Raw genomic sequence first — 19,707 nt, forward strand, 5'->3', positions numbered from 1 at the left:
GTTATATTTATATCCCGAATCTATCAATTGCAAGGCTATGCTAAAATTCATCTTCCTTATCTTCTCTTTGTTTTTAGCACTTAATGGCCATGCACAATACTTCGACACCATTCAGTTACATTATACCATCGGCACATCCCAATTAGATAACAAAGACAAACAACTCCTTGATTCAATCATCGCCAACTTCAGCAATAACCGGATGCTGATATACGGCCATGCAGATTATTTAGGCAATGAAGACCCCAATCTTTTATTGTCGGAAAAGAGAGCAAAAACTGTGTTGCATTATCTTGTGGTCAACGGTTTTCCCGAAACAAACATCATGCAATGCGTTGGTGCCGGTCAGGTTACCGCAAAAAAATCCGGTGAAGATGGCGACCCTGAAAGCAGAAGAACAGACATCTTTATTATAAAATCAACATCTGCCAATACAAATATAAAACCTCAAAAACCACTACCTAAAACATCAGCGCCCCCTTTACTTGATAAAACACCTGCAAATACTGCCCAGAACATAACCGCCATTGATTATGACAACCTTAAAATAGGAGATACCATCAACCTGAAAAATATTAGTTTCTATCCCGGCTTAAAAATAATTCTCCCCGCTTCCTATCCAGAAGTAGATAACCTTATTCAGGTATTAAAATCACATCCTACATTAAAGATAAGATTGGAGGGCCACGTCTGCTGCTGCATTTACCCGGATGGTTATTTTGAAAATACACCCCACTGGCAGCTATCCGTAGCCAGGGCAGCAGAACTGCGCGCCGTTTTGATAAAACATGGCATAAGCCCTGAAAGACTTGAGTACACAGGGTTCGGACGTACACACCCTATTCTTGATAATGAACAGACATCCGAACAAGGGCAAATAAACCGCAGAGTCGAAATAAGAATTTTAGAGAAATAAGCTTTAATTCAATTTCAGCCTTTCCGCAAACCACGGTTGAATATATTTTCTTAAATCCGAATAAGGCACAAACACAAATATAGAGCCATCCGCATAAGAAGCTACCTCATAAGGAAGATACGTGAAGCCTATACCTGTCGGCGTAAAATAAAAATTATCAGTCGTCGCCAAATGATTTTCAAACAATATTTCGTTCAGCGAATCAGTTGGGCCTAAATGCCGGTCTCTCCTGAATGCAGCTTCCACTATAGGTTGCAGTTGTGCTGAATCAGCGCTGAGAATATCATATATTCCAAGCTTCTTTTTATGCTGAACATCAAAACAATAATAACTATCACCGCCAAAACCATGCGCCCCTCCCGTATAACTGTAAAAAGAATTGTCGATAACCAAAAAGTCATTTTCGTTATACAAAATGGAAAGCTGCAATAAATCATCATAACCGAAACGTTCCGAAATATCAAACCCATCCGCTTTGGCCTCTTTCAAATCAGCCTCATAACCCTTAGCAAAAACAGCATTCAATTTTTTCCCTGCATCCGCAATATCATTACTCTTTGACAGAGTATCGCCGTTAATAATTTTTACTATCTGAACCGACAGCCATTCATTGGCTGCCCTATCATTCTCCGGAATAATCAGGCTTTTATTAACAGTTGCAACAGGCGAACTGTCAACACCCGGAATGGCTTGTATTTCCTGCCGCAAACTCAGTACAGAAAATTTCATGCTGCCCTGAGGATATATTTCTTTAAGCTCAATCAAATAACTTTTCTTACCATCAGCACTTCGCCAGCTACCCTTTATCTGTCCTGATTCATATACACAATCCAATGCAGGATAATTGTCGCTTTCATTTTCATCACTATACTCCTTCAACCGGAAATTACCTGGGTGAAGACTATCCAATGTTCCCGTCAACGTTATCAGTTTACCCTGTTTTACATAGTAATAAGTTCCCTGCAATTCTCCTTTATAACAATGCAGATGCATTACTACAGGCTGATTCGCAATAGTTCCTTCCAGTCTTTTATAAAAATCCAAAGACAGATTTTCGCCCGCACTTTCCGTCGGTATGCTTGTCCCATTAGTATTTGAAGACTTGTTATTTCCACAGGAAAGGCTGAAAATGCTCACCGTAATCAGTGCAGCTATAAAAGAAATTATGCGATTTGACAGTTTCATTGATATGTATCCTTTATAAAAAAGTAAAAGACCTCTTTGATATTATTCAAAGCCTAACAAAGCTTTCATCTTCTCTCCCACCTCCGTTTCCATCAGCCACTGCTTTACCTTCCCAAGACGTTCATAAGATGGAGTATCTTCTACAAATGGCGGCGCCAGCACACTCAGTTCATCATACATCCAACGCGTTGCCGGCGAAAGCTTTTCAACAAAACCCTTATAATGAATAGCCTGTATAATTGCCAAAGCGTGTACCGATAATATCTCAAACGTATTTTCAATAACCTTGCTGCAAATCAATGCCGCATTGGTTCCCATGCTTACTATATCCTGATTGTCGTTGTTATTCGGAATACTGTGAATATACATCGGATTACTCAACGTCTGATTTTCCGCCACATTTGAAACAGCGGGATACTGCATGCCCTGCACTCCGAAATTCAACCCTAACACACCCGCGTTTATAAACGCAGGCAATTTTTTATTCAGGCTCGGGTTCAACAAAAAGTTCAGTTGCCTGTCTGCCAGCATGCCTAATTTCGTAACAGCAATCTTCAATTTATCCATCTCAAGAGACACATAATCTCCGTGAAAATTACCCCCGTGAAAAATGTTCTTGTTCTTATAATCTATAACAGGATTATCATTCACCGAGTTTAATTCCTGCGTTATTATTTTTGCACTGTATTCAATCGTATCATAAACCGGGCCAAGAATCTGCGGCACACACCTCAAAGAATAATACTCCTGCACCTTATCCTCCAGTACACTTTCCGTAACCTTTTTATCATAAAGATATTCATGCCGTTTGCGTAGCAACTGACTTTTATTCGAGATGACACGCATTGCCTTCGCAACCCGTTGCTGGCCTTTATGCAGCTTTACACCATTCAGCTCTTCAGAGAAATGATCATCATAAGCCTCCATAATTTCATTTACCATCAATGAAAATAAAATCTGCCCCGTCAGTAACTTCCTTGCATGCACAACATTAATAGCGCCGATTCCCGTCATCGAAGAAGTCCCGTTCAGCATAGCCAAACCTTCTCTGATACGCACTTGCAGCGGTTTTAGCTTCAACGTTTCATAAACAACACTTGCCTTTACAATTTCCCCCCTGAACTGAAAATGCCCTTCCCCAATCAAGCCCAAAGCCAGATGAGCCAGTTGTACCAAATCACCGCTCGCGCCTACCCCTCCATGCTGATAAATACAAGGATAAGCTTCATGGTTAATCAGTTCAGCCATAAGCTTCACCACATCCGTATGAATGCCCGAATAAGCGCGCATCATAGTATTAAGCCTCGCCAGCATAGTTGCCCGCGCCTGCAAAGGACTTAACAACTGTCCCATGCCGCTGCTATGGCTTCTGATAAGATTCAGTTGCAACTGAATACGCTCTTTGTCTTCAATCCTGTATTGCGCCATAGGCCCAAAACCGGTATTGATACCATATATAAGCTTGTCCTGCGCAAAAGCTTCCAAAAAATCAAAACAATCATTAACCGCATCCAATGCAGATGCGTTAAGACTTACCGTTTCCTTTTGCAATACAATTTGCTCCAGCGTTTCTAATTCCAATATAGCGTTGCCAATGGGGGCCATGTGATTCAGGTTATTTCTTTCTGTTAATTTTATAGTGCTGACCGCAAATGTAATATTAAAATACTTTGATTAAGACCCAAATTGTTCCTAAAGAAAAATGGCAACCTTCATGATTTTATTTCTGAAGATTACCATTATCAATATATTGTAAAATTTATTCGCCTTGCTATATACACGTTCGCCACACATATCCACAAGTCCTGAAAGGACGACACAGAAAAGGATAGGGTTTCACCCTATCCTCTAAAAAATATACATTCAAATCCCATTCTATTGCTTCATTCCATCAAGCTTTTGCTTGTGTTGCTCTAATTCCTGACGCTTGGATTGCACCTCAGAACTTTGTTGTACTATTTTATTCTCTAACTTTTGCTTTTGATTAACCAGATCAGTACTGTCGCTAATAGCATTGTTATAACGCTTTTCCGCGTCAGCTACCATTTCCTGTTGTGCTTTCACATCCAATGCAAACTGAACATCCGTAGCAGTGCTTTCAAGGTCCTTTAAGAACTCTCTGACCGTATTTATAATTTCAGGATCCGTAGCCGAACTTGTGAAATTGTTATATCCTTTCGACACCAATACCGTAATCGTAGATTTGCTTTTGTTGCCATCTACTTTAAAATAAATATCAAGCGATAAATTTCCGGTACGCTTCCAATGTATATTGATATAAGACCAATAACCCTTCTTTTTATCATACTTCCCGAACCCCTCTTTATCCACCTGCGCTTTCAATGCATCCTCCATAACCGATTCAGGCCGCTTATACTCGGCAACAATCGCGTTTACATTATTTTTATCAAATTTTACAGTTGTTTCCTGTATAGACTGTGCATTCACGGTAGCATTCACCAGTAAAAATGCAATACCCGATAAGGTAATTAATTGCTGTATTTTCATTTCTCTATTTGATTATATATTTACTATAATCAAATAGCGTGCCAGAAATTAATTTTCTTACAAAATTCTTTCAATTTTATTTTCTCTAATAAGTACCAGGCCGGGCCTTTTACCCTTCTCAATCAAACCTATTGTGTTCATTTGCAATGCCTTTGCTCCATTATAAGTAGCCCAGGTCAACAAAATTTCCAGGCCTATTTCGGGAAAATATTTTTGAATGCACTCTATTTCGCTCCAGATATTCAGCTCATGATTCGAAGAATAACTATCTGTTCCCAAGCAAACAGGTAAGCCGCTTTCCATAAAAAGCTTTACCGGCGGCATCCTTTGTTCTATATACCAATTGGCATTCGGGCATACACATAAGTAAAATTCCCTCCCACTCTCTTTCAATACCTTTACATCCTCCGCATTCATAAAAGTATTATGAACCAACATCAGCGGATGCGATTTTGCCAGCCAGGGAAGATAAGTCTGCAACGAAGTCTTGCCCGAAGCCTCAAAGAAACCCGCATCAATCTTCAATGTTTCATAAAGCTCAAACATCTGGCCCGTCCCCTCTTCATAAAATTCATTCTCCGCAGCCGTTTCTTCATTATGTATGGAAATCAGGCTGCCCTCATCAAACCCATCAATTGCTTTAAACATTCCTTCCGAAACAGAATAAGGCGCATGAGGCACAATAGATTGCCTTAAAATCTGCCCTTCCCTTACCGATTGCTGAGCAGCGAATTGCCGATAAACATTTTCAGGCCATGCAAACCGCTGCTCAATATTTTCATTTGAAAATCCAAGCGCCTCTACAAAAGTATGGATATGAAAATCAGCCTCCGTCCTGTAAGGCAACGTATCCGTACCATTTGCAATATCGCCTACAGCTACAATGCCATTCTCCCTCATCTCCTTCAAAGCAGATACAATACCCGCTTGTTTATCTTCCTCCGTAAACTTGTTCCGCTCCGACACCACACTTTGCAAAAAAGGAACAAGACCTGTCCCTTCTTTCACAACCCCTTTCATGTGCGACAATTCTATATGGCAATGCGCATTTACGAAACCCGGACAAAGCACACCCTCCAGATGTATAATATCCGCTGCAGGAATATCATTTTCCGATAACACATCCATAACCGTTCCATCATCTGATATGGCAATTACACTGCCCTGTGGCAGCCATTGTTTACCATTATGTATTTGCGAAGCGCTGTAATATTTCAATTTCATTCGTTTTATAATACCCATGCAAATTTGGAAGGATAATTCCGTATCCCGAAAATTTATTTTACATTCTTTGTTTCCCGTTTTAACACATTTGTTCCCGCTTTTTGAATAATTATTCTATTTATTAATAAAAAACTTCCCTATATTATTAAAACAGTTTCGTATATTAACAAAAGAGTCCCGTATATTTATAAAAGAGTTTCGTGTACTAACAAAAAAGTTTCGTATACTAACAAAAGAGTTTCCTGAATTAATAAAAGAATCCCGCATATTTATAAAACAGTTCCGTGCATTTACAAAAGAGTTCCCTGAACTAACAAAAGAGTCCCGTGTATTTAAAAAAGAGTTCCGTGCATTAATAAAAGAATCCCGTGTACTATGAAAATGATTTCAGGTTTTACAAAAATCACCTCATGCATCAATACACCATTCATTCACGTTTCACTTACGCTACAGTGAAATCAACCATTATTCTTTTACAGAAATCATCTTATTCACCGCAACCTACAACATCTTGTTTCCGTATATTTAGCCCATAATATTACATACAATGCAACCGATTACCTGGAACGATTTTGAAAAAGTAGAATTACGCGCAGGCACTATTCTGGAAGTTCATCCATTCCCCAAAGCAAGAAAACCGGCTTATAAACTAATAATAGACTTCGGCCCCTGCGGCATCCTTAAAAGCAGTGCTCAAATCACAAAGCATTATACGCCCGAAACCTTAATCGGTAAACAGATTGTAGCCGTCATCAACTTTCCTGAGAAACAAATAGCCGATTTCCTGTCCCAATGCCTCGTAACAGGTTTTGCAGATGAAAATGGCGATATTGTTTTGACAGCTTTGGATAAAACAGTGGCAAATGGAACGAAGATTGCCTGAACAATTATCACAAACTTAGTGTTGGAAAGTCTTTATGATTCCCAGAAAAACAAATTATGAAGTCCTTTAGAATATTTTACTATATTTATGTGTAATAAAATCCTTTTTGGAATATATTATGACATAAATATTTAAAAAGATGAAACAACTTTTAGCTTCCTTTCTCTTGATGCTCCCCTGCCTTTGCGTAGCACAAGACAATATGGAATTTATTAAAAACAGTGATTTAAGCACATTCCATATTGACAGTGCCAAATACTCCGAAAGCACATCAGCTGTCAGGCTTAAAAATAACAACATAATGCTGGGTGGCTTTTATCGTAAGGATAAAGAAAGATTATCTTGTATCTTATTGTTCAACCCTGAAGGAAAGCGTTTGAAAAATGCATACAAAAGCGATTTTCTAAGCTTTTACCTGTATGAAGAAAATGAAAATTTCGTATCAGATTTGGCTAATGCCAAAGATGGAGGTGTTTATCTGTTGGGTACAACAGCACAAAGCAATTATTATACCGGCTACCTTGTAAAATTGAGTAACGATGCAGAAATTGATGAACACTTTCAAATACCAAATTCAACTGATACCGGCTTCATCAATATTCACAATTATAGCATAGCCGAACCTCATACCGAAAATAAATTGCAGGAACTGATTGACACCACGTATTCAGAACCCAAAAAACTTTTAATTCAACCGGACGGAAAAATACTCATTGTAGCCGTAACCAGAAAACAAAATACCGAAGCAAATTATGCAGATGGAGAATCCTATGTGATGCGACTGTTTCCCAATGGGCTTGTTGACAGTAGTTTCGGGCTGAACGGCATTGCTCACATTAACCTATCTGATAAATGCGACGATGTAGTAACAGCACTCCTCGATGATGAGGGGCGGATTGTTTTATTTGGAAAATATAATCACGACTATACAACTGGTGTAGTGGAACCGGTCTTACAAACATTTATAACCAGACTTACAACCCGGGGAAGGATAGATAAAAGTTTTGGCAATTCGGGAAGCTATATTTTTGAATATCCCGACAGTAAAATACGTCCTGTAAAGGCGTTGCTGTCAGGCAATAGCTCAATGTTGTTTTTTAGTAATATAGAAACACACGCTGAAAATGGACGTTTTTATTACCGCCTGAATATTTTGAAACTGGAGAAAGACGGCGTTCCGGATCTGGCATTTCATGATCAAGGCGTGCAGATTATTGGGAAAATGGGAATTGCTTTCGCTAATGACATACAACCCACCCCCGACAAAAAATTCCTCATATGCGGTACCAATCAGAATCTATTAAAAGACCATCTGGATGGAGACGAGGAAATATTATTCAGAAAAAATGAATCATCTACCCCTTCAATAGAATACACCGAAGAAGCCTTAAATAATCCGGCCGCAGTTGGCTTCCTCATGCGTTTGGATAGTGACTGTAACATAGATACTACCTTCCCTAAAAACGGAGGCTATTTTACTTCCCGCAATGACTTGACAGAAGAAATATTTTTTTCAGATTTATTAATCTCCGATGCAAATCACTTTACGGTTTTCGGGGCAGGTCAATCAGAAGAAATGCATGGGAAAACAGGATTTCTGGTCCAACGGGTAGTTACTGAATTGAACCTTGGAGAGATTGCCTGTAAAAAAGATATGGGTTTATCCTTTTATCCCAACCCCATAAAAGACATTGTGAATGTTGAGTTTGACTTATGTCAGCCAGGACAGGTAAGCGCATCATTATATAGTATGAGTGGACAGTCCGTTCAGGATTTTTTTCTGAATAAAAGCTTTTCAAAAGGACATCAGAAAGAAGTTTTACAAATAAATAAAACCCTTGCACCTGGTGTATATATACTAGTGTTGCGCAGCAAAGATCATTCCAAATCAGTAAAAGTCATTGTTGCGCAGTAAATTTCATGCATCAAAAAGGAAACAAATTACTTTACAATCCTATAGCAATGATGAATCTGCTTATTCCTGAAATCTTCCGGAATAGTCTGTAGCGAAATATCTTTGATAGACGAAACCTTCAGGCTCTCAAACTGAGGTTCAAACCCTCTTAAATTATTGGAGAAATAAATAACCCCGCCCGGCTTAACCTGTTTCAGAATGTAATGCAACATCGTAGCATGGTCGCGTTGCGTATCCCATGTCCCTTTCAGGCGCTTGCTGTTGCTAAATGCCGGAGGGTCAACAAATACCAGATCATATAACGTCTCCGGTTCTTGTTTCAGGAATAACATCACATCACTTTGAATGAAAGTATGTTTGTCATTCATCAGGTTATTAAGCTCCATATTTTCCTGTGACCATTGCAAATACGTCTTGCTCAGGTCAACCGTAGTTACAGATGCAGCGCCACCATCGGCGGCATATACACTAAAGGCCCCGGTATAAGAAAACAGGTTCAATACATTTTTATCCCTTGCCTCCTCCCTGAACGCTTTGCGCAAAGGCCGGTGGTCCAGAAAAAGACCCGTATCCAGATAATCCGTAAGATTTACTTTAAACTTTAACCCCTGTTCTTCCGCAATAATCAATTTGCTTTCTTCCGAAACTTTTTCATATTGTTCCGTGCGGCGCGAAAGCCTGCGACGCTCCTTCAGATAGATATTTTCAGGTACTACCTGCAATGTGTCCGCAATCGTATCCATACATTGCTGCAACCAGATGTCATGGTCCTCATCCGACATTTTATGATTAGCCTTATATTCAGCAATGTGCAGGTATTCGCCATACCGGTCAATGCAGAAAGGAAATTCAGGCATATCCAAATCATAGATTCTGAAGCAAGTAATATCCTGCCTTTTAGCCCATTTTGAAATATGCCGGTTCACCTTGTGCAAGCGATTCGCAAACGATTGCATCATTTTTCTCGAAAAAGATTTAAAAAAAACATTCCCGCAGCGACACCGCGCCGCTGCGGGAAATATTATGAAAGAAAATTATTTACAGATTAAGACGCTGCCGGAGGCGGTGCATTATTATCGTTTTTAGGCCTTGGCGGACGGTTGTTAAACTTTTTGCGTTGCTGATGCGAACGTTCCTGTTTATTATGATGGTCGCCGTCTCCCTTTGGCTCAGCACTTTCACCTTCAGGCCTTTCCCCGCTTGCTGCCGCCTGTGGCCTTGGCTGTTGTGGTGGTCTTGATTGTTGTGGTTTCTGTGGCCTTGGTTGATTTGCGTTTGCTTCCTTATTTACATCAGGCGCTGCTACCCCATCCCCATTTGTATCCTGTGGCCTTGGTTGTCTTTGCGGCCTTGGCGGTTTGGGTCCGTTTTGCTTCTGCTGCTGCGGCTTTAGTTGCGGAGCTGCGGCTTGTTGCGCATTCCTTTGTTCCGGTTTCAGTTGTGCCGCTCCGGCCTCATTACCTTGCTGGGCAGGCCTTGGCGGACGCTGTTGTTGATTTCCGGCACGCTTTTGTTGAAGCGGTTGTCCGGGTTTTGCTGCTTCTGCCGGAGCATTTGCTCCTTTATTAGGCTGCTGTCCCTTTGCTTGTTGCTGCGGACGTTGTTTATTATTCTGCTGACTTGAAGACTTTTTCTTGTTGGATTTTGACAAAGAACTTAATGTAAGCTGACCCACGTCATTTACAAAGCCCATATCAACCGTCTTCTCTGCATTCTTTGTTTTGATTTGTAACTCTTCTGCACCTAAATCTTCAGGTTTTTTACCCTCTGCATTTAATGCAAGAATTTCGATAACACGTTCTATAGCAAGCGGATATTGTTTATTGCTACCCCCAAAACTGTACCACATCAGGTTTCTGAAAATATCTTTCTTCTGAAGATAAGCTCTGCCGGAAGCAACTTCCAGTTGTTCTGCGCCTTCGGGAAAATGATGAAGCGCATCCATATATGTATCTAACTCATAATTCAAACAACATTTCAAACGGCCGCACTGACCTGAAAGCTTGGTTTGATTGATAGAAAGATTCTGATAACGTGCCGCAGTTGTGTTCACCGTTTTGAAATCAGTCAGCCAGGTACTGCAACACAATTCCCGTCCGCAGGAACCAATGCCGCCCACTTTTCCGCTTTCCTGACGCGCACCAATCTGGCGCATTTCTACTTTAGCTTTAAATTCTCCTGCAAAAACCTTAATTAATTCCCTGAAATCTACGCGGCTGTCAGCTGTATAAAAGAAGGTAACCTTCTTGGCATCTGCCTGAAATTCAACCTCCGCAATCTTCATTTCGAGGTTCAGCTCCTTTGCAATGGCGCGCGAACGAACCATTGTCTCCATTTCTTTTTGTTTGGAAACCTGATAAACTTCCATGTCACGTTCATTGGCAGGACGAAGCACACGCTTCATTTCCGTTTCCTCTGTAACGCCGTATTTTTTCATTTGAAGTTTCACCAATTCTCCGGTAAGACTGATTTGACCAACGTCATACCCTCCTGAACCTTCAACGGCCACCCAACTGTCCTTATCAAATATATGATTGGTATTATTCCGGAAAAAATCTTTCCGGCTTCCTTTATTGAAGGTGATTTCCATAATCGGATAAGGCTTGCCCAAATCACTGAAAGGCACATCCGATAACCAATTGAAGACATTTAACCTGTTACAGCCGCCTGTGCTGCAGCCGCCATTGCTTTGGCAACCTGAGGGTTTGCCGTCGGCAGAACTTGTTCCGCAACTTCCACATCCCATGAATAAAAAAATTTATATTGACGTGCAAGCTTTGCTATCTGAAATTATTTAGAATGTCCCCTGTAGTACAAATCGGTTCCGTAAAACCAAAATCCGGTTTGTAAAAAGATACAAACACACAAGGTATGAGAATGTGAAATTTCAAAAAATAACCAAAGCCTTTACACGAAAAGATTGTGTAAAAAGATATTTATCCTGACAAAGATAAAATTAATCGGCTAAGGATTGCTAAAATTTATCAATTCGATAGAAAAAATGAGAATTGAGTTTGGCGGAATGCCATTAATTTCATTGGCACCATAGGCAAAAGAAGGCGGAAGATATAACGTTACTTTACCATTTTTACCAACAAGAGGGACACCTATTTTCCAACCTATTATTAAATCGGCAAGATTGAACTGAACATCTTTTGCCTGATCGAAAACCTTCCCGCTGGTCAGCGTCCCAACATAATTAATAGTAATATTTGCACATGGCAAAGGCTTGCTGTAACCGCCTGTTGTATCAATTTTATAATAAAAGCCTCTCGGATCCTGAATGGCATCAATGCTGTCATGCTCAATATATTGCGTTAAAGCATTTACTTCTCCTCCCGGCGCATATGTATTATTTAAATCTGATTGAGAGTAAGGACATGTTAATGCCTCCTTTTTGTTACAACCGAAAAAGACACCTGTACAAACTAATATTATAACTAAGATTTTCTTCATTAACGCTTTTATTGTCTGATATGCGAAATTACCCTATTTCTGCAAGATAGACGAGATTAATGGGAAAATGATTGGTTTAGTCTTTGGTTTCTTTGCTCAATAACACCAGATTTACAATCCCACATTCTGCTTAAAAATCTTAACCGCAATAGCAATCAGAATAACTCCGAAAAACTTACGCACCACCATAATACCTGAAGGCCCCAAAAGTTTCTCGATTAAATTAAGCGAACGCAAACAAAGAAAAATAATAACAAGATTTATAACGATGCCTATCAGTATATTGGAATAATGATAACTGGCTTTAAGAGACATAATAGTGGTTAACGTTCCGGAACCGGCAATAAGCGGAAAGGCAATCGGAACGATGCTACCTGATTTACTTCCATTTTCAGTCTTAAAAAATTCGAGGCCCATAATCATTTCCATTCCTAAAAAGAAAATGATAATAGACCCGGCAATTGCAAAAGATGCAATATCCAGACCCATGAAATTGAGCATTTCGCCACCGGCAAAAAAGAATACCAGCATCAATCCGCCTGAAACCAATGTGGCCTGCAGGCTGTTTATTTCGCCCATTTTCTTTTTCAAACCAATCAATACAGGAATAGAACCAAGAATATCTATAACCGCAAAAAGAGTTATAAAAACCGTAATAATTTCCGAAAGCATTATATCCTGTAATCCCGGCATATTTATTAATTTAAAAGGTAAAATTAAAAAGCAGTGTTATTTAAACTTAAGCTTTGCCGGATGCCGGTAAGTATTCCAGAATAATAATAGCTCTAATATTTTTGTTTTAGGTTTAACTCTATATATCAGTAAAACCCTTTTGTGCAATACCGTTTGTCTGATATTTAACTGCATTTTTTTTGGGGACTTCCGGTTTCAGGGTGAGTAGATAATAATAAAATCTTCTCTTCAACAATAGATGCAAATTGATTGACTTCTCTTTGTGTCCATTTTTGCTGTAAATATTTCAGGTTTTCCAAAAAACTCTCGATTGCTTTAGGAGTCCAGACTATTTCATAAACCATTGTGGAAATTTTTGTTTAATTTCTTTATGGCTTATTGTTTCCCCTTTATCGGCTTGTTCTATCGCCGTTTGCACATCAATTTTTATATTATCAGGCATGGAATCCCACCAATCATTTTCAGAATCAACTTCCAGCATAGCATGTATCATTTTCACAACTTTATCATCAGCCTGGTCAATATATTGTTTCACTTCTTCTCTGATTTCTTTAATTGAAACAGTTTTCATAATCAACGCTGTTTTATGCAAATTTATTGATTTTATTTCAGCGAATAACAGCTCTTTCAATCTCAACCATTGTCCGTAACTTTGCCGCCTCATGAACCTGCAAACTTTGCTGGGATTTTATCAAAACGATAACCGCATAAAACAAATTGCGGCAGGCATCTCATTGCCTGATCCCAAAATGCGCTTACAATTGCGCAATCTCAAAGGCTCTTCCGTTTCGTTTATTGCAACTGCTGTCTGGCAACAATCCAATGTTAACCATGTATTCGTATTGAACGACCATGAAGAAGCCGCTTATTTTCATAATGATATAGAAGGCCTGACACAAGCGCTGGATATTTGTTATTTTCCCGATTCCTTTAAGAAAACCGGAGATTACAAAAACCTGAACAGCAGCCATATCATGCTGCGAACAGAAGCTTTGGCTAAATTCGGAAATTCAACCGTTTACGGCGAAGGGAAAGGCATACCGCACAAAAAAGTACTTGTTACTTATCCCGAGGCTTTGTTCGAAAAAGTAGTAAATGCCAGTTCGCTTTCCACCAACATGATTCACATCAAAACAAGCGAAACCCTGAAAGTGGATGCATTAATGCAAAAACTGGTGGAACTTGGCTTTAAACGTGAAGACTTTGTATATGAACCCGGGCAGTTTGCCATACGTGGCGGCATTCTTGATATCTATTCATTCGGAAACGAGCATCCTTACCGTGTGGAACTTTTTGGAAATGAAGTGGACAGCATCCGTATTTTCAATCCGGAAACACAATTATCTGAAAGAAAACTATTACAGGTTTCCATTCTTCCGAATATCGAAACCAAATTTGAAACGGAAGAGAAGATTTCATTACTGGAATATCTTCCGGCAAACACCGTTTTCTGGTTTAAGGACCTGACATTTACGATTGAAAAATTAGAGAAGTTAGCAGAAGAGGCGCGGGAGAAAATAACGGAAACAGGCATTGCATCTGTAGAACAGGAAGATCAGATCATAAAACAAATCAGCCTTGAGGATTTTGAAGAAATAAACACATGGAAATCACATTTGCTGGAACGGCACATTCTGCAATGGAGCGAAATAGAATCTGATATTGAAACAGAAAGTAAAGACATTACTTTCATTGATTTCAAAACAGAGCATCAACCTGTTTTCAACCGGAATTTCGATTTGCTGATTGCCAATCTGAAACGTCAGTCCGAGGCAGGTTATACATCCTATATATTTGCGGAAAATGCAAAACAATTAGAACGGTTAAGAACCATTTTTGAAGATTCCGGCGCCCAGATAAATTTTGTTCCTATCCCTTCTTCCATAAGCAAAGGCTTTGTAGATAACGAAAGCAAAATCCTGGCTTATACCGATCATCAGATTTTCCAACGCTACCATAAATACAAAGTAAAGCAAGCTTACAGCAAAGGCAAGGCCATTACGCTAAAAGCATTAAAGGAACTGCAACCCGGCGATTATGTTACGCACATAGATCATGGAGTAGGTGTTTACAGCGGCTTGCAGAAAATTGAAGTCAATGGCAATATGCAGGAAGCCGTTCGCATCCTTTACAGGGATAATGACGTGCTGTATGTCAATATTAATTCCCTCCATAAAATCAGTAAATATACCGGCAAAGAAGGAACCGTTCCAAAAGTAAACAAGATAGGCAGCGAAGCCTGGGAAAAGTTAAAAAACAAGACCAAGAAACAGGTAAAAGATATTGCAGCCGATTTGATAAAGCTATATGCCAAGCGCAAAGCCTCGGAAGGATTTGCGCATTCGCCGGACAGCTATCTGCAAACCGAACTGGAAGCTTCTTTCTTTTATGAAGATACACCTGATCAGAGCAAGGCCACTGCCGATGTAAAACGCGATATGGAAGCCACTGCACCTATGGATCGGCTTGTTTGTGGCGATGTAGGATTTGGCAAAACAGAAATTGCAGTACGTGCTGCATTTAAAACCGTTGGCGATAGTAAACAGGCAGCTATATTGGTGCCAACTACAATCCTTGCTTATCAACATTTTCAGACATTCAGCGAACGCTTAAAAGATTTCCCCGCCAATGTAGATTTCATTAACCGATTTAAATCGGCAAAAGAAAAACGGGAAACCTTAAAAAGGGTGGAAGAAGGCAAGATTGACATTATTATCGGAACACATGCCTTACTTGGCAAAGATGTGAAGTTTAAAGATTTAGGTTTACTTATTATTGATGAAGAACAAAAATTTGGTGTCGGTGCGAAGGAAAAACTAAGAGAAAGAAAAGCCAATGTCGACACGCTTACATTGACCGCAACACCCATTCCGCGCACGTTACAATTCTCTTTGATGAATGCAAGGGATTTAAGTATAATGAATACACCACCACCTAATCGCCAGCCTGTGCATACAGAGGTAATGGGTTTTGACGAACAGGCCATACGCGAAGCTATTTATTACGAAACAGAAAGAGGCGGACAGGTTTATTTTATTCATAATCGCGTACAAAGCTTGCCGGCTATGGCTGCCAAGCTTAAAGAACTCTGTCCTGATATTGAAATAGAAGTTGCGCACGGACAAATGGATGGCGCAAAACTGGAGAAGACCTTATTGGATTTTATGAGCAATAAATTTGATGTGCTTTGCTGTTCTAATATTGTTGAAAGCGGCGTGGACATTTCCAATGCAAATACCATTATCATCAACAATGCGCATCAATTCGGCTTGAGCGATCTGCACCAGCTGCGCGGCCGCGTAGGGCGTAGCAATAAGAAAGCATTCTGTTATCTTGTTGCACCGTCTTTAATTACTTTGCCTAACGACAGCCGTAAACGTTTACAAACGCTGGAACAATTCAATGAGCTTGGAAGCGGCTTCCAGATTGCCATGCGTGATTTGGATATCCGTGGTGCAGGTAATATTCTGGGTGGCGAGCAAAGCGGATTTATCGCAGAGATTGGTTTTGAAATGTATCAGAAAATATTAGCCGAAGCTATACATGAATTGAAAATTACCGACTTTAAAGAAGTGTTTGCAGAGGAAATGAACCGCAAACACGATTACGTTTCAGATTGTACCGTAGATACAGATCTGGAGATATTAATTCCTGACACTTATATTGAAAATATCACAGAACGTTTATCCGTTTACACACAGCTGGACGATATAGAAGAAGACATGGAATTACAGATTTTTGAAGAAGAACTTGTAGACAGATTCGGTCCTGTTCCTCCGCAAGTAAAAGATTTATTTACGGCCATCCGATGCCGCAAAATGGCGAAGGAACTGGGTTTCGAGAAATTGATATTGAAAAACAGGCAATTGAGACTTTATTTCATCAATAATCCTGATTCCCCTTACTTCGAAAGTGAAACATTTCATCACATCATGCAATGCATTCAGACGCAATTGGCAAATGCAAGGCTTAAACAAGTAGGAAAGAATTTCATGTTAATAATAGAACATGTAGGTTCAATGGACGATGTTGAATGGATTTTAAAAGGATTGACTATTAACAAATAGCTATAAAACAAAATCAAACCTTAAACTTTAGAAGTTTTACTATTTAGCAAAACTTAATGAAAAAGTTCTTGTAATTATAAATATATTAGCAAATTAAATAGAAAATGTAGTTTTACACATAACGTTGCAATTGACCATTAAACAATTAACCAGATATGAAGACTTTACTTAAAACCACCTTGGTTTTTAGTATAACTGTAGGCATAATTCTTTCTGTTTTTCCTACGACATTACTTCAGGCAAAGGTCAAAAGAGTCAGTATTTCTTCCGCGGGAAGCGATTTGGCTCTTAACCACTTCCATATAACAAAAGTGATTGATGAAAGACTGGATACAACAAATGTCGGATATATCACAACAGGTGCCAGCGCAGCTTTTCTTACAGCCAATTTTGAAGATGGACTTACCGCGGAATTCACCGGATTTCTGAGAGAAAATGTAAAACAAAATGCAGGTTCAGAAGCGCTTTCCCTGCATGTGTTAAATTTCAACCTGTTTGAAAAAACTTCCTTTAAAGGAGCAGAAATAGGATTGACAACACATTTTGCATTATACAATAAGGATGGTGAAAAACTGTTTGACTATGTGGTAACCGACACACGCAATACGGGTATGAACATGGCGGGATTTGCAGGTGAATTAATGCGGCGTGTAATAATGAATTTCCTTATGGATTCAGACAAAAATTTACCCTCATTACTCGCTATGTATAAAAACAATGAGCCATTAAAAGTTAATTTATACCTTGATAAAGACCCGGAGCAGAAAAACCTGTTGCCATATAACCCGCAAAGGCCGTTAAATCCTTTTAATTTTGTCGCTGCTCCTCCTTCAAAGCCTGCTACCCCTTCCGGATCCGTAACAGGTTTGAGAATTAATTACCAGATAAGAAATCTTGAAGGAAAACCCGAAGGCTTTATTGAATTATTGCCTTATTTCGATCAGGCAAAATCATGGATACTTACAAAAGAAAATGCACGGCAAGTGCTGAAATATGAACAGATAAGATTCAAGGTTGCTGCTTATGCCAATAATGAATTCTTAAAAGAACTTCAAACCAAAACCTTTACACTGGCTACCTTTCATGATGATATTGTTGCCTATCGGACTAAATACGATGCAATGATAAAAGACTTGCAAGCACAGATGGATAAAGAAACCGGCTATGGAACCAATACTGACGCCGTAGATAATTGGAACCGAAAAGTTTCATTTTATGATGCTTTCTCAAAAGACCTTAATAAACTCGATTAGTTTATTAATTTTATAGTAAAAGAGCCATACAGCAATTGCTGTATGGCTCTTTTAAATACTTTTCCTTTTACCGGTTACAATTGACTCAATGCAAACTGAATTCTTTCTTTAGTAGCCTCTTTGCCAATCATCTCCACAATATCAAATACATGCGGGCCAAATTTACCGCCAACCAGCATGATACGTAATGGCAACATCAATTCACCTTTCTTAATGCCCATTTCCGTAGCAAGGTTTCCGAAAGAAAGTTCCAGTGCTTCATGGTTCAAATCAGTATTATCCAATTGTGTCATCCACGTTTGGAAGAAGGCTGTTTTTTGTTCGTTCCATTTGCTTTTGAACGCATCTAAATCCAATGTTTGCGGAGCTTCGAAAAAGAACCTGCTTTGTGCCGGCAGTTCAGATAATAAATGCACACGCTCCTTAACCATACCGATTACTTTGGCCAAATGTGCTTTATCGGGATTAATATTTTCTTTCTGGTAAAATGGCAAAGCCAGCGTTGCCAGACGATCATTGTCTGCACGCTGAATATGCTGATGATTGAACCATTTTGCCTTTTCATAATCAAATTTAGCCCCGCCTTTATGTACTCTTTCCAAAGAGAATATTTCACCTAACTCCTCTAAAGAAAATATCTCCTGCTCTGTACCAGGATTCCAGCCCAATAATGCCAAAAGGTTTACAAATGCTTCCGGCAGGAAACCATGTTCCCTGAAACCAACGGTTACTTCTCCGGACTTCGGATCTTTCCAATCCATTGCAAATACAGGGAAGCCTAAACGATCGCCATCACGTTTGCTTAGTTTACCGTTTCCATCAGGTTTCAAAATCAATGGAAGATGCGCCCATTTGGGCATATCTTTTTCCCATCCGAAATAACGCCAAAGCAGAATATGAATCGGTGCGCTCGGCAGCCATTCTTCACCACGGAAAGCATGGGTTATCTTCATCAGGTAATCATCTACCACAACAGCCAGATGGTAAGTCGGCATTCCATCTCCTTTCAACAATACTTTATCATCAACCAGATTGGTATCATTACTGATTTCACCACGAATGATATCTGTAAAAGTTACGGTTTCATTTTCCGGAACTTTGATACGTACTACATAAGGTGTGCCGCCTAAAACCAATGCGCGTGTTTCTTCTTCTGAAAGTGTAAGGGAGTTACGCATATGGCCTCTCACTTTAGCATCGTATTGCGGATTCGGATTTTCAGGTGTCTTCAGGTCGGTACGCATTTTCTCCAGCTCTTCCGGTGTATCGAAAGCATAATACGCATGTCCTTGTTCCAAAAGTCTTTCTACATAATCTTTATAAATAGCCTTGCGTTCACTTTGGCGGTAAGGCGCATATTCACCTTCTTTACGCAAACTTTCATCAGGTGTTAGGCCGCACCAGTCAAGACAATCGAAGATATATTCTTCAGCACCCGGCACATAACGCCCCTGGTCGGTATCTTCGATACGCAATACAAAAGTGCCGTTGTTTTTTCTTGCAAAAAGGTAATTGAACAAAACCGTACGCACACCACCCAGGTGTAAACCACCCGTAGGGCTGGGCGCAAAACGTACTCTTACATTATTAGAACTCATCCGTAGATT

Annotated in this window: 16 protein-coding genes; 5 read left to right on the forward strand and 11 right to left on the reverse strand. The window is 39.6% G+C overall.

The window, feature by feature from the left end; genetic code table 11:
- Nucleotides 1–37 precede the first annotated feature (37 nt).
- Entirely contained in the window at nt 38–916 is an 879-nt protein-coding gene (locus tag F0919_RS13685) for an OmpA family protein (protein ID WP_150033332.1), read from the forward strand.
- Nucleotides 917–919: 3 nt separating this feature from the next.
- On the opposite strand, the gene F0919_RS13690 is transcribed toward F0919_RS13685, so the two are convergent.
- The 4 genes from F0919_RS13690 to F0919_RS13705 all read right to left on the reverse strand — a co-directional run bounded on the left by F0919_RS13690 (nt 920) and on the right by F0919_RS13705 (nt 5,833).
- Entirely contained in the window at nt 920–2,101 is a 1,182-nt protein-coding gene (locus tag F0919_RS13690) for a DUF3298 and DUF4163 domain-containing protein (protein WP_150033333.1), read from the reverse strand.
- Nucleotides 2,102–2,143: 42 nt separating this feature from the next.
- The gene (locus tag F0919_RS13695; protein WP_150033334.1) at nt 2,144–3,706 is read right to left on the reverse strand and encodes an HAL/PAL/TAL family ammonia-lyase; all 1,563 of its coding nucleotides are present in this window, start codon (nt 3,704–3,706) and stop codon (nt 2,144–2,146) included.
- A gap of 270 nt (nt 3,707–3,976) precedes the next feature.
- Nucleotides 3,977–4,609 carry a hypothetical protein gene (locus tag F0919_RS13700; protein ID WP_150033335.1) on the reverse strand — a complete coding sequence of 211 codons (633 nt, stop codon included), beginning with the start codon at nt 4,607–4,609 and terminating at the stop codon, nt 3,977–3,979.
- Nucleotides 4,610–4,666: 57 nt separating this feature from the next.
- Entirely contained in the window at nt 4,667–5,833 is a 1,167-nt protein-coding gene (locus tag F0919_RS13705) for an amidohydrolase family protein (RefSeq protein ID WP_190277393.1), read from the reverse strand.
- 547 nt (nt 5,834–6,380) lie between these two features.
- On the opposite strand from F0919_RS13705, the gene F0919_RS13710 reads away from it, so the two are divergent.
- Together F0919_RS13710 and F0919_RS13715 are read left to right on the forward strand one after the other, a co-directional pair.
- Nucleotides 6,381–6,716 (forward strand): tRNA-binding protein, encoded by a 336-nt coding sequence (locus F0919_RS13710; protein ID WP_150033337.1) that lies wholly within the window; start codon nt 6,381–6,383, stop codon nt 6,714–6,716.
- Nucleotides 6,717–6,855: 139 nt separating this feature from the next.
- Nucleotides 6,856–8,631, forward strand: coding sequence for a T9SS type A sorting domain-containing protein (locus tag F0919_RS13715; protein ID WP_150033338.1), 1,776 nt, complete (start codon nt 6,856–6,858; stop codon nt 8,629–8,631).
- Nucleotides 8,632–8,657: 26 nt separating this feature from the next.
- On the opposite strand, the gene F0919_RS13720 is transcribed toward F0919_RS13715, so the two are convergent.
- The 6 genes from F0919_RS13720 to F0919_RS13745 all read right to left on the reverse strand — a co-directional run bounded on the left by F0919_RS13720 (nt 8,658) and on the right by F0919_RS13745 (nt 13,411).
- Nucleotides 8,658–9,590 carry a class I SAM-dependent methyltransferase gene (locus F0919_RS13720; RefSeq protein ID WP_150033339.1) on the reverse strand — a complete coding sequence of 311 codons (933 nt, stop codon included), beginning with the start codon at nt 9,588–9,590 and terminating at the stop codon, nt 8,658–8,660.
- An 86-nt stretch (nt 9,591–9,676) separates the two neighbouring features.
- The gene (locus tag F0919_RS13725; protein ID WP_150033340.1) at nt 9,677–11,377 is read right to left on the reverse strand and encodes a PSP1 domain-containing protein; all 1,701 of its coding nucleotides are present in this window, start codon (nt 11,375–11,377) and stop codon (nt 9,677–9,679) included.
- A gap of 218 nt (nt 11,378–11,595) precedes the next feature.
- Entirely contained in the window at nt 11,596–12,087 is a 492-nt protein-coding gene (locus F0919_RS13730; protein WP_150033341.1) for an FKBP-type peptidyl-prolyl cis-trans isomerase, read from the reverse strand.
- A gap of 111 nt (nt 12,088–12,198) precedes the next feature.
- Nucleotides 12,199–12,780 carry a MarC family protein gene (locus tag F0919_RS13735; RefSeq protein ID WP_235903510.1) on the reverse strand — a complete coding sequence of 194 codons (582 nt, stop codon included), beginning with the start codon at nt 12,778–12,780 and terminating at the stop codon, nt 12,199–12,201.
- A 164-nt stretch (nt 12,781–12,944) separates the two neighbouring features.
- Complete coding sequence (locus F0919_RS13740) at nt 12,945–13,124, reverse strand: type II toxin-antitoxin system RelE/ParE family toxin (RefSeq protein ID WP_150033342.1); 180 nt, start codon at nt 13,122–13,124, stop codon at nt 12,945–12,947.
- Nucleotides 13,109–13,411 (reverse strand): hypothetical protein, encoded by a 303-nt coding sequence (locus tag F0919_RS13745; RefSeq protein WP_150033343.1) that lies wholly within the window; start codon nt 13,409–13,411, stop codon nt 13,109–13,111. Before F0919_RS13745 ends, F0919_RS13740 begins: the two co-directional genes overlap by 16 nt.
- A 31-nt stretch (nt 13,412–13,442) precedes the next feature.
- Here F0919_RS13745 and mfd point away from each other — a divergent pair, with 31 nt between their 5' ends.
- Nucleotides 13,443–16,847: a transcription-repair coupling factor gene (gene mfd / locus F0919_RS13750; RefSeq protein ID WP_150033344.1), complete on the forward strand. Its 3,405-nt coding sequence runs from the start codon at nt 13,443–13,445 to the stop codon at nt 16,845–16,847.
- A 155-nt stretch (nt 16,848–17,002) separates the two neighbouring features.
- Nucleotides 17,003–18,100 (forward strand): hypothetical protein, encoded by a 1,098-nt coding sequence (locus F0919_RS13755; RefSeq protein ID WP_150033345.1) that lies wholly within the window; start codon nt 17,003–17,005, stop codon nt 18,098–18,100.
- A 74-nt stretch (nt 18,101–18,174) separates the two neighbouring features.
- On the opposite strand, the gene gltX is transcribed toward F0919_RS13755, so the two are convergent.
- Nucleotides 18,175–19,698: a glutamate--tRNA ligase gene (gene gltX / locus F0919_RS13760; RefSeq protein WP_150033346.1), complete on the reverse strand. Its 1,524-nt coding sequence runs from the start codon at nt 19,696–19,698 to the stop codon at nt 18,175–18,177.
- Nucleotides 19,699–19,707 lie beyond the last annotated feature (9 nt).

The organism is Taibaiella lutea, from assembly GCF_008629695.1.
GTDB classification, from domain to species: Bacteria; Bacteroidota; Bacteroidia; order Chitinophagales; family Chitinophagaceae; genus Taibaiella; species Taibaiella lutea.

Excerpts from the sequence above, each read along its gene's own strand:
- F0919_RS13685 (WP_150033332.1), top strand. The coding sequence starts at position 38 with ATGCTAAAATTCATCTTCCTTATCTTCTCTTTGTTTTTAGCACTTAAT.
- F0919_RS13690 (WP_150033333.1), bottom strand. The coding sequence starts at position 2,101 with ATGAAACTGTCAAATCGCATAATTTCTTTTATAGCTGCACTGATTACG.
- F0919_RS13695 (WP_150033334.1), bottom strand. The coding sequence starts at position 3,706 with ATGGCCCCCATTGGCAACGCTATATTGGAATTAGAAACGCTGGAGCAA.
- F0919_RS13700 (WP_150033335.1), bottom strand. The coding sequence starts at position 4,609 with ATGAAAATACAGCAATTAATTACCTTATCGGGTATTGCATTTTTACTG.
- F0919_RS13705 (WP_190277393.1), bottom strand. The coding sequence starts at position 5,833 with ATGAAATTGAAATATTACAGCGCTTCGCAAATACATAATGGTAAACAA.
- F0919_RS13710 (WP_150033337.1), top strand. The coding sequence starts at position 6,381 with ATGCAACCGATTACCTGGAACGATTTTGAAAAAGTAGAATTACGCGCA.
- F0919_RS13715 (WP_150033338.1), top strand. The coding sequence starts at position 6,856 with ATGAAACAACTTTTAGCTTCCTTTCTCTTGATGCTCCCCTGCCTTTGC.
- F0919_RS13720 (WP_150033339.1), bottom strand. The coding sequence starts at position 9,590 with ATGATGCAATCGTTTGCGAATCGCTTGCACAAGGTGAACCGGCATATT.
- F0919_RS13725 (WP_150033340.1), bottom strand. The coding sequence starts at position 11,377 with ATGGGATGTGGAAGTTGCGGAACAAGTTCTGCCGACGGCAAACCCTCA.
- F0919_RS13730 (WP_150033341.1), bottom strand. The coding sequence starts at position 12,087 with ATGAAGAAAATCTTAGTTATAATATTAGTTTGTACAGGTGTCTTTTTC.
- F0919_RS13735 (WP_235903510.1), bottom strand. The coding sequence starts at position 12,780 with ATGCCGGGATTACAGGATATAATGCTTTCGGAAATTATTACGGTTTTT.
- F0919_RS13740 (WP_150033342.1), bottom strand. The coding sequence starts at position 13,124 with ATGGTTTATGAAATAGTCTGGACTCCTAAAGCAATCGAGAGTTTTTTG.
- mfd (WP_150033344.1), top strand. The coding sequence starts at position 13,443 with ATGAACCTGCAAACTTTGCTGGGATTTTATCAAAACGATAACCGCATA.
- F0919_RS13755 (WP_150033345.1), top strand. The coding sequence starts at position 17,003 with ATGAAGACTTTACTTAAAACCACCTTGGTTTTTAGTATAACTGTAGGC.
- gltX (WP_150033346.1), bottom strand. The coding sequence starts at position 19,698 with ATGAGTTCTAATAATGTAAGAGTACGTTTTGCGCCCAGCCCTACGGGT.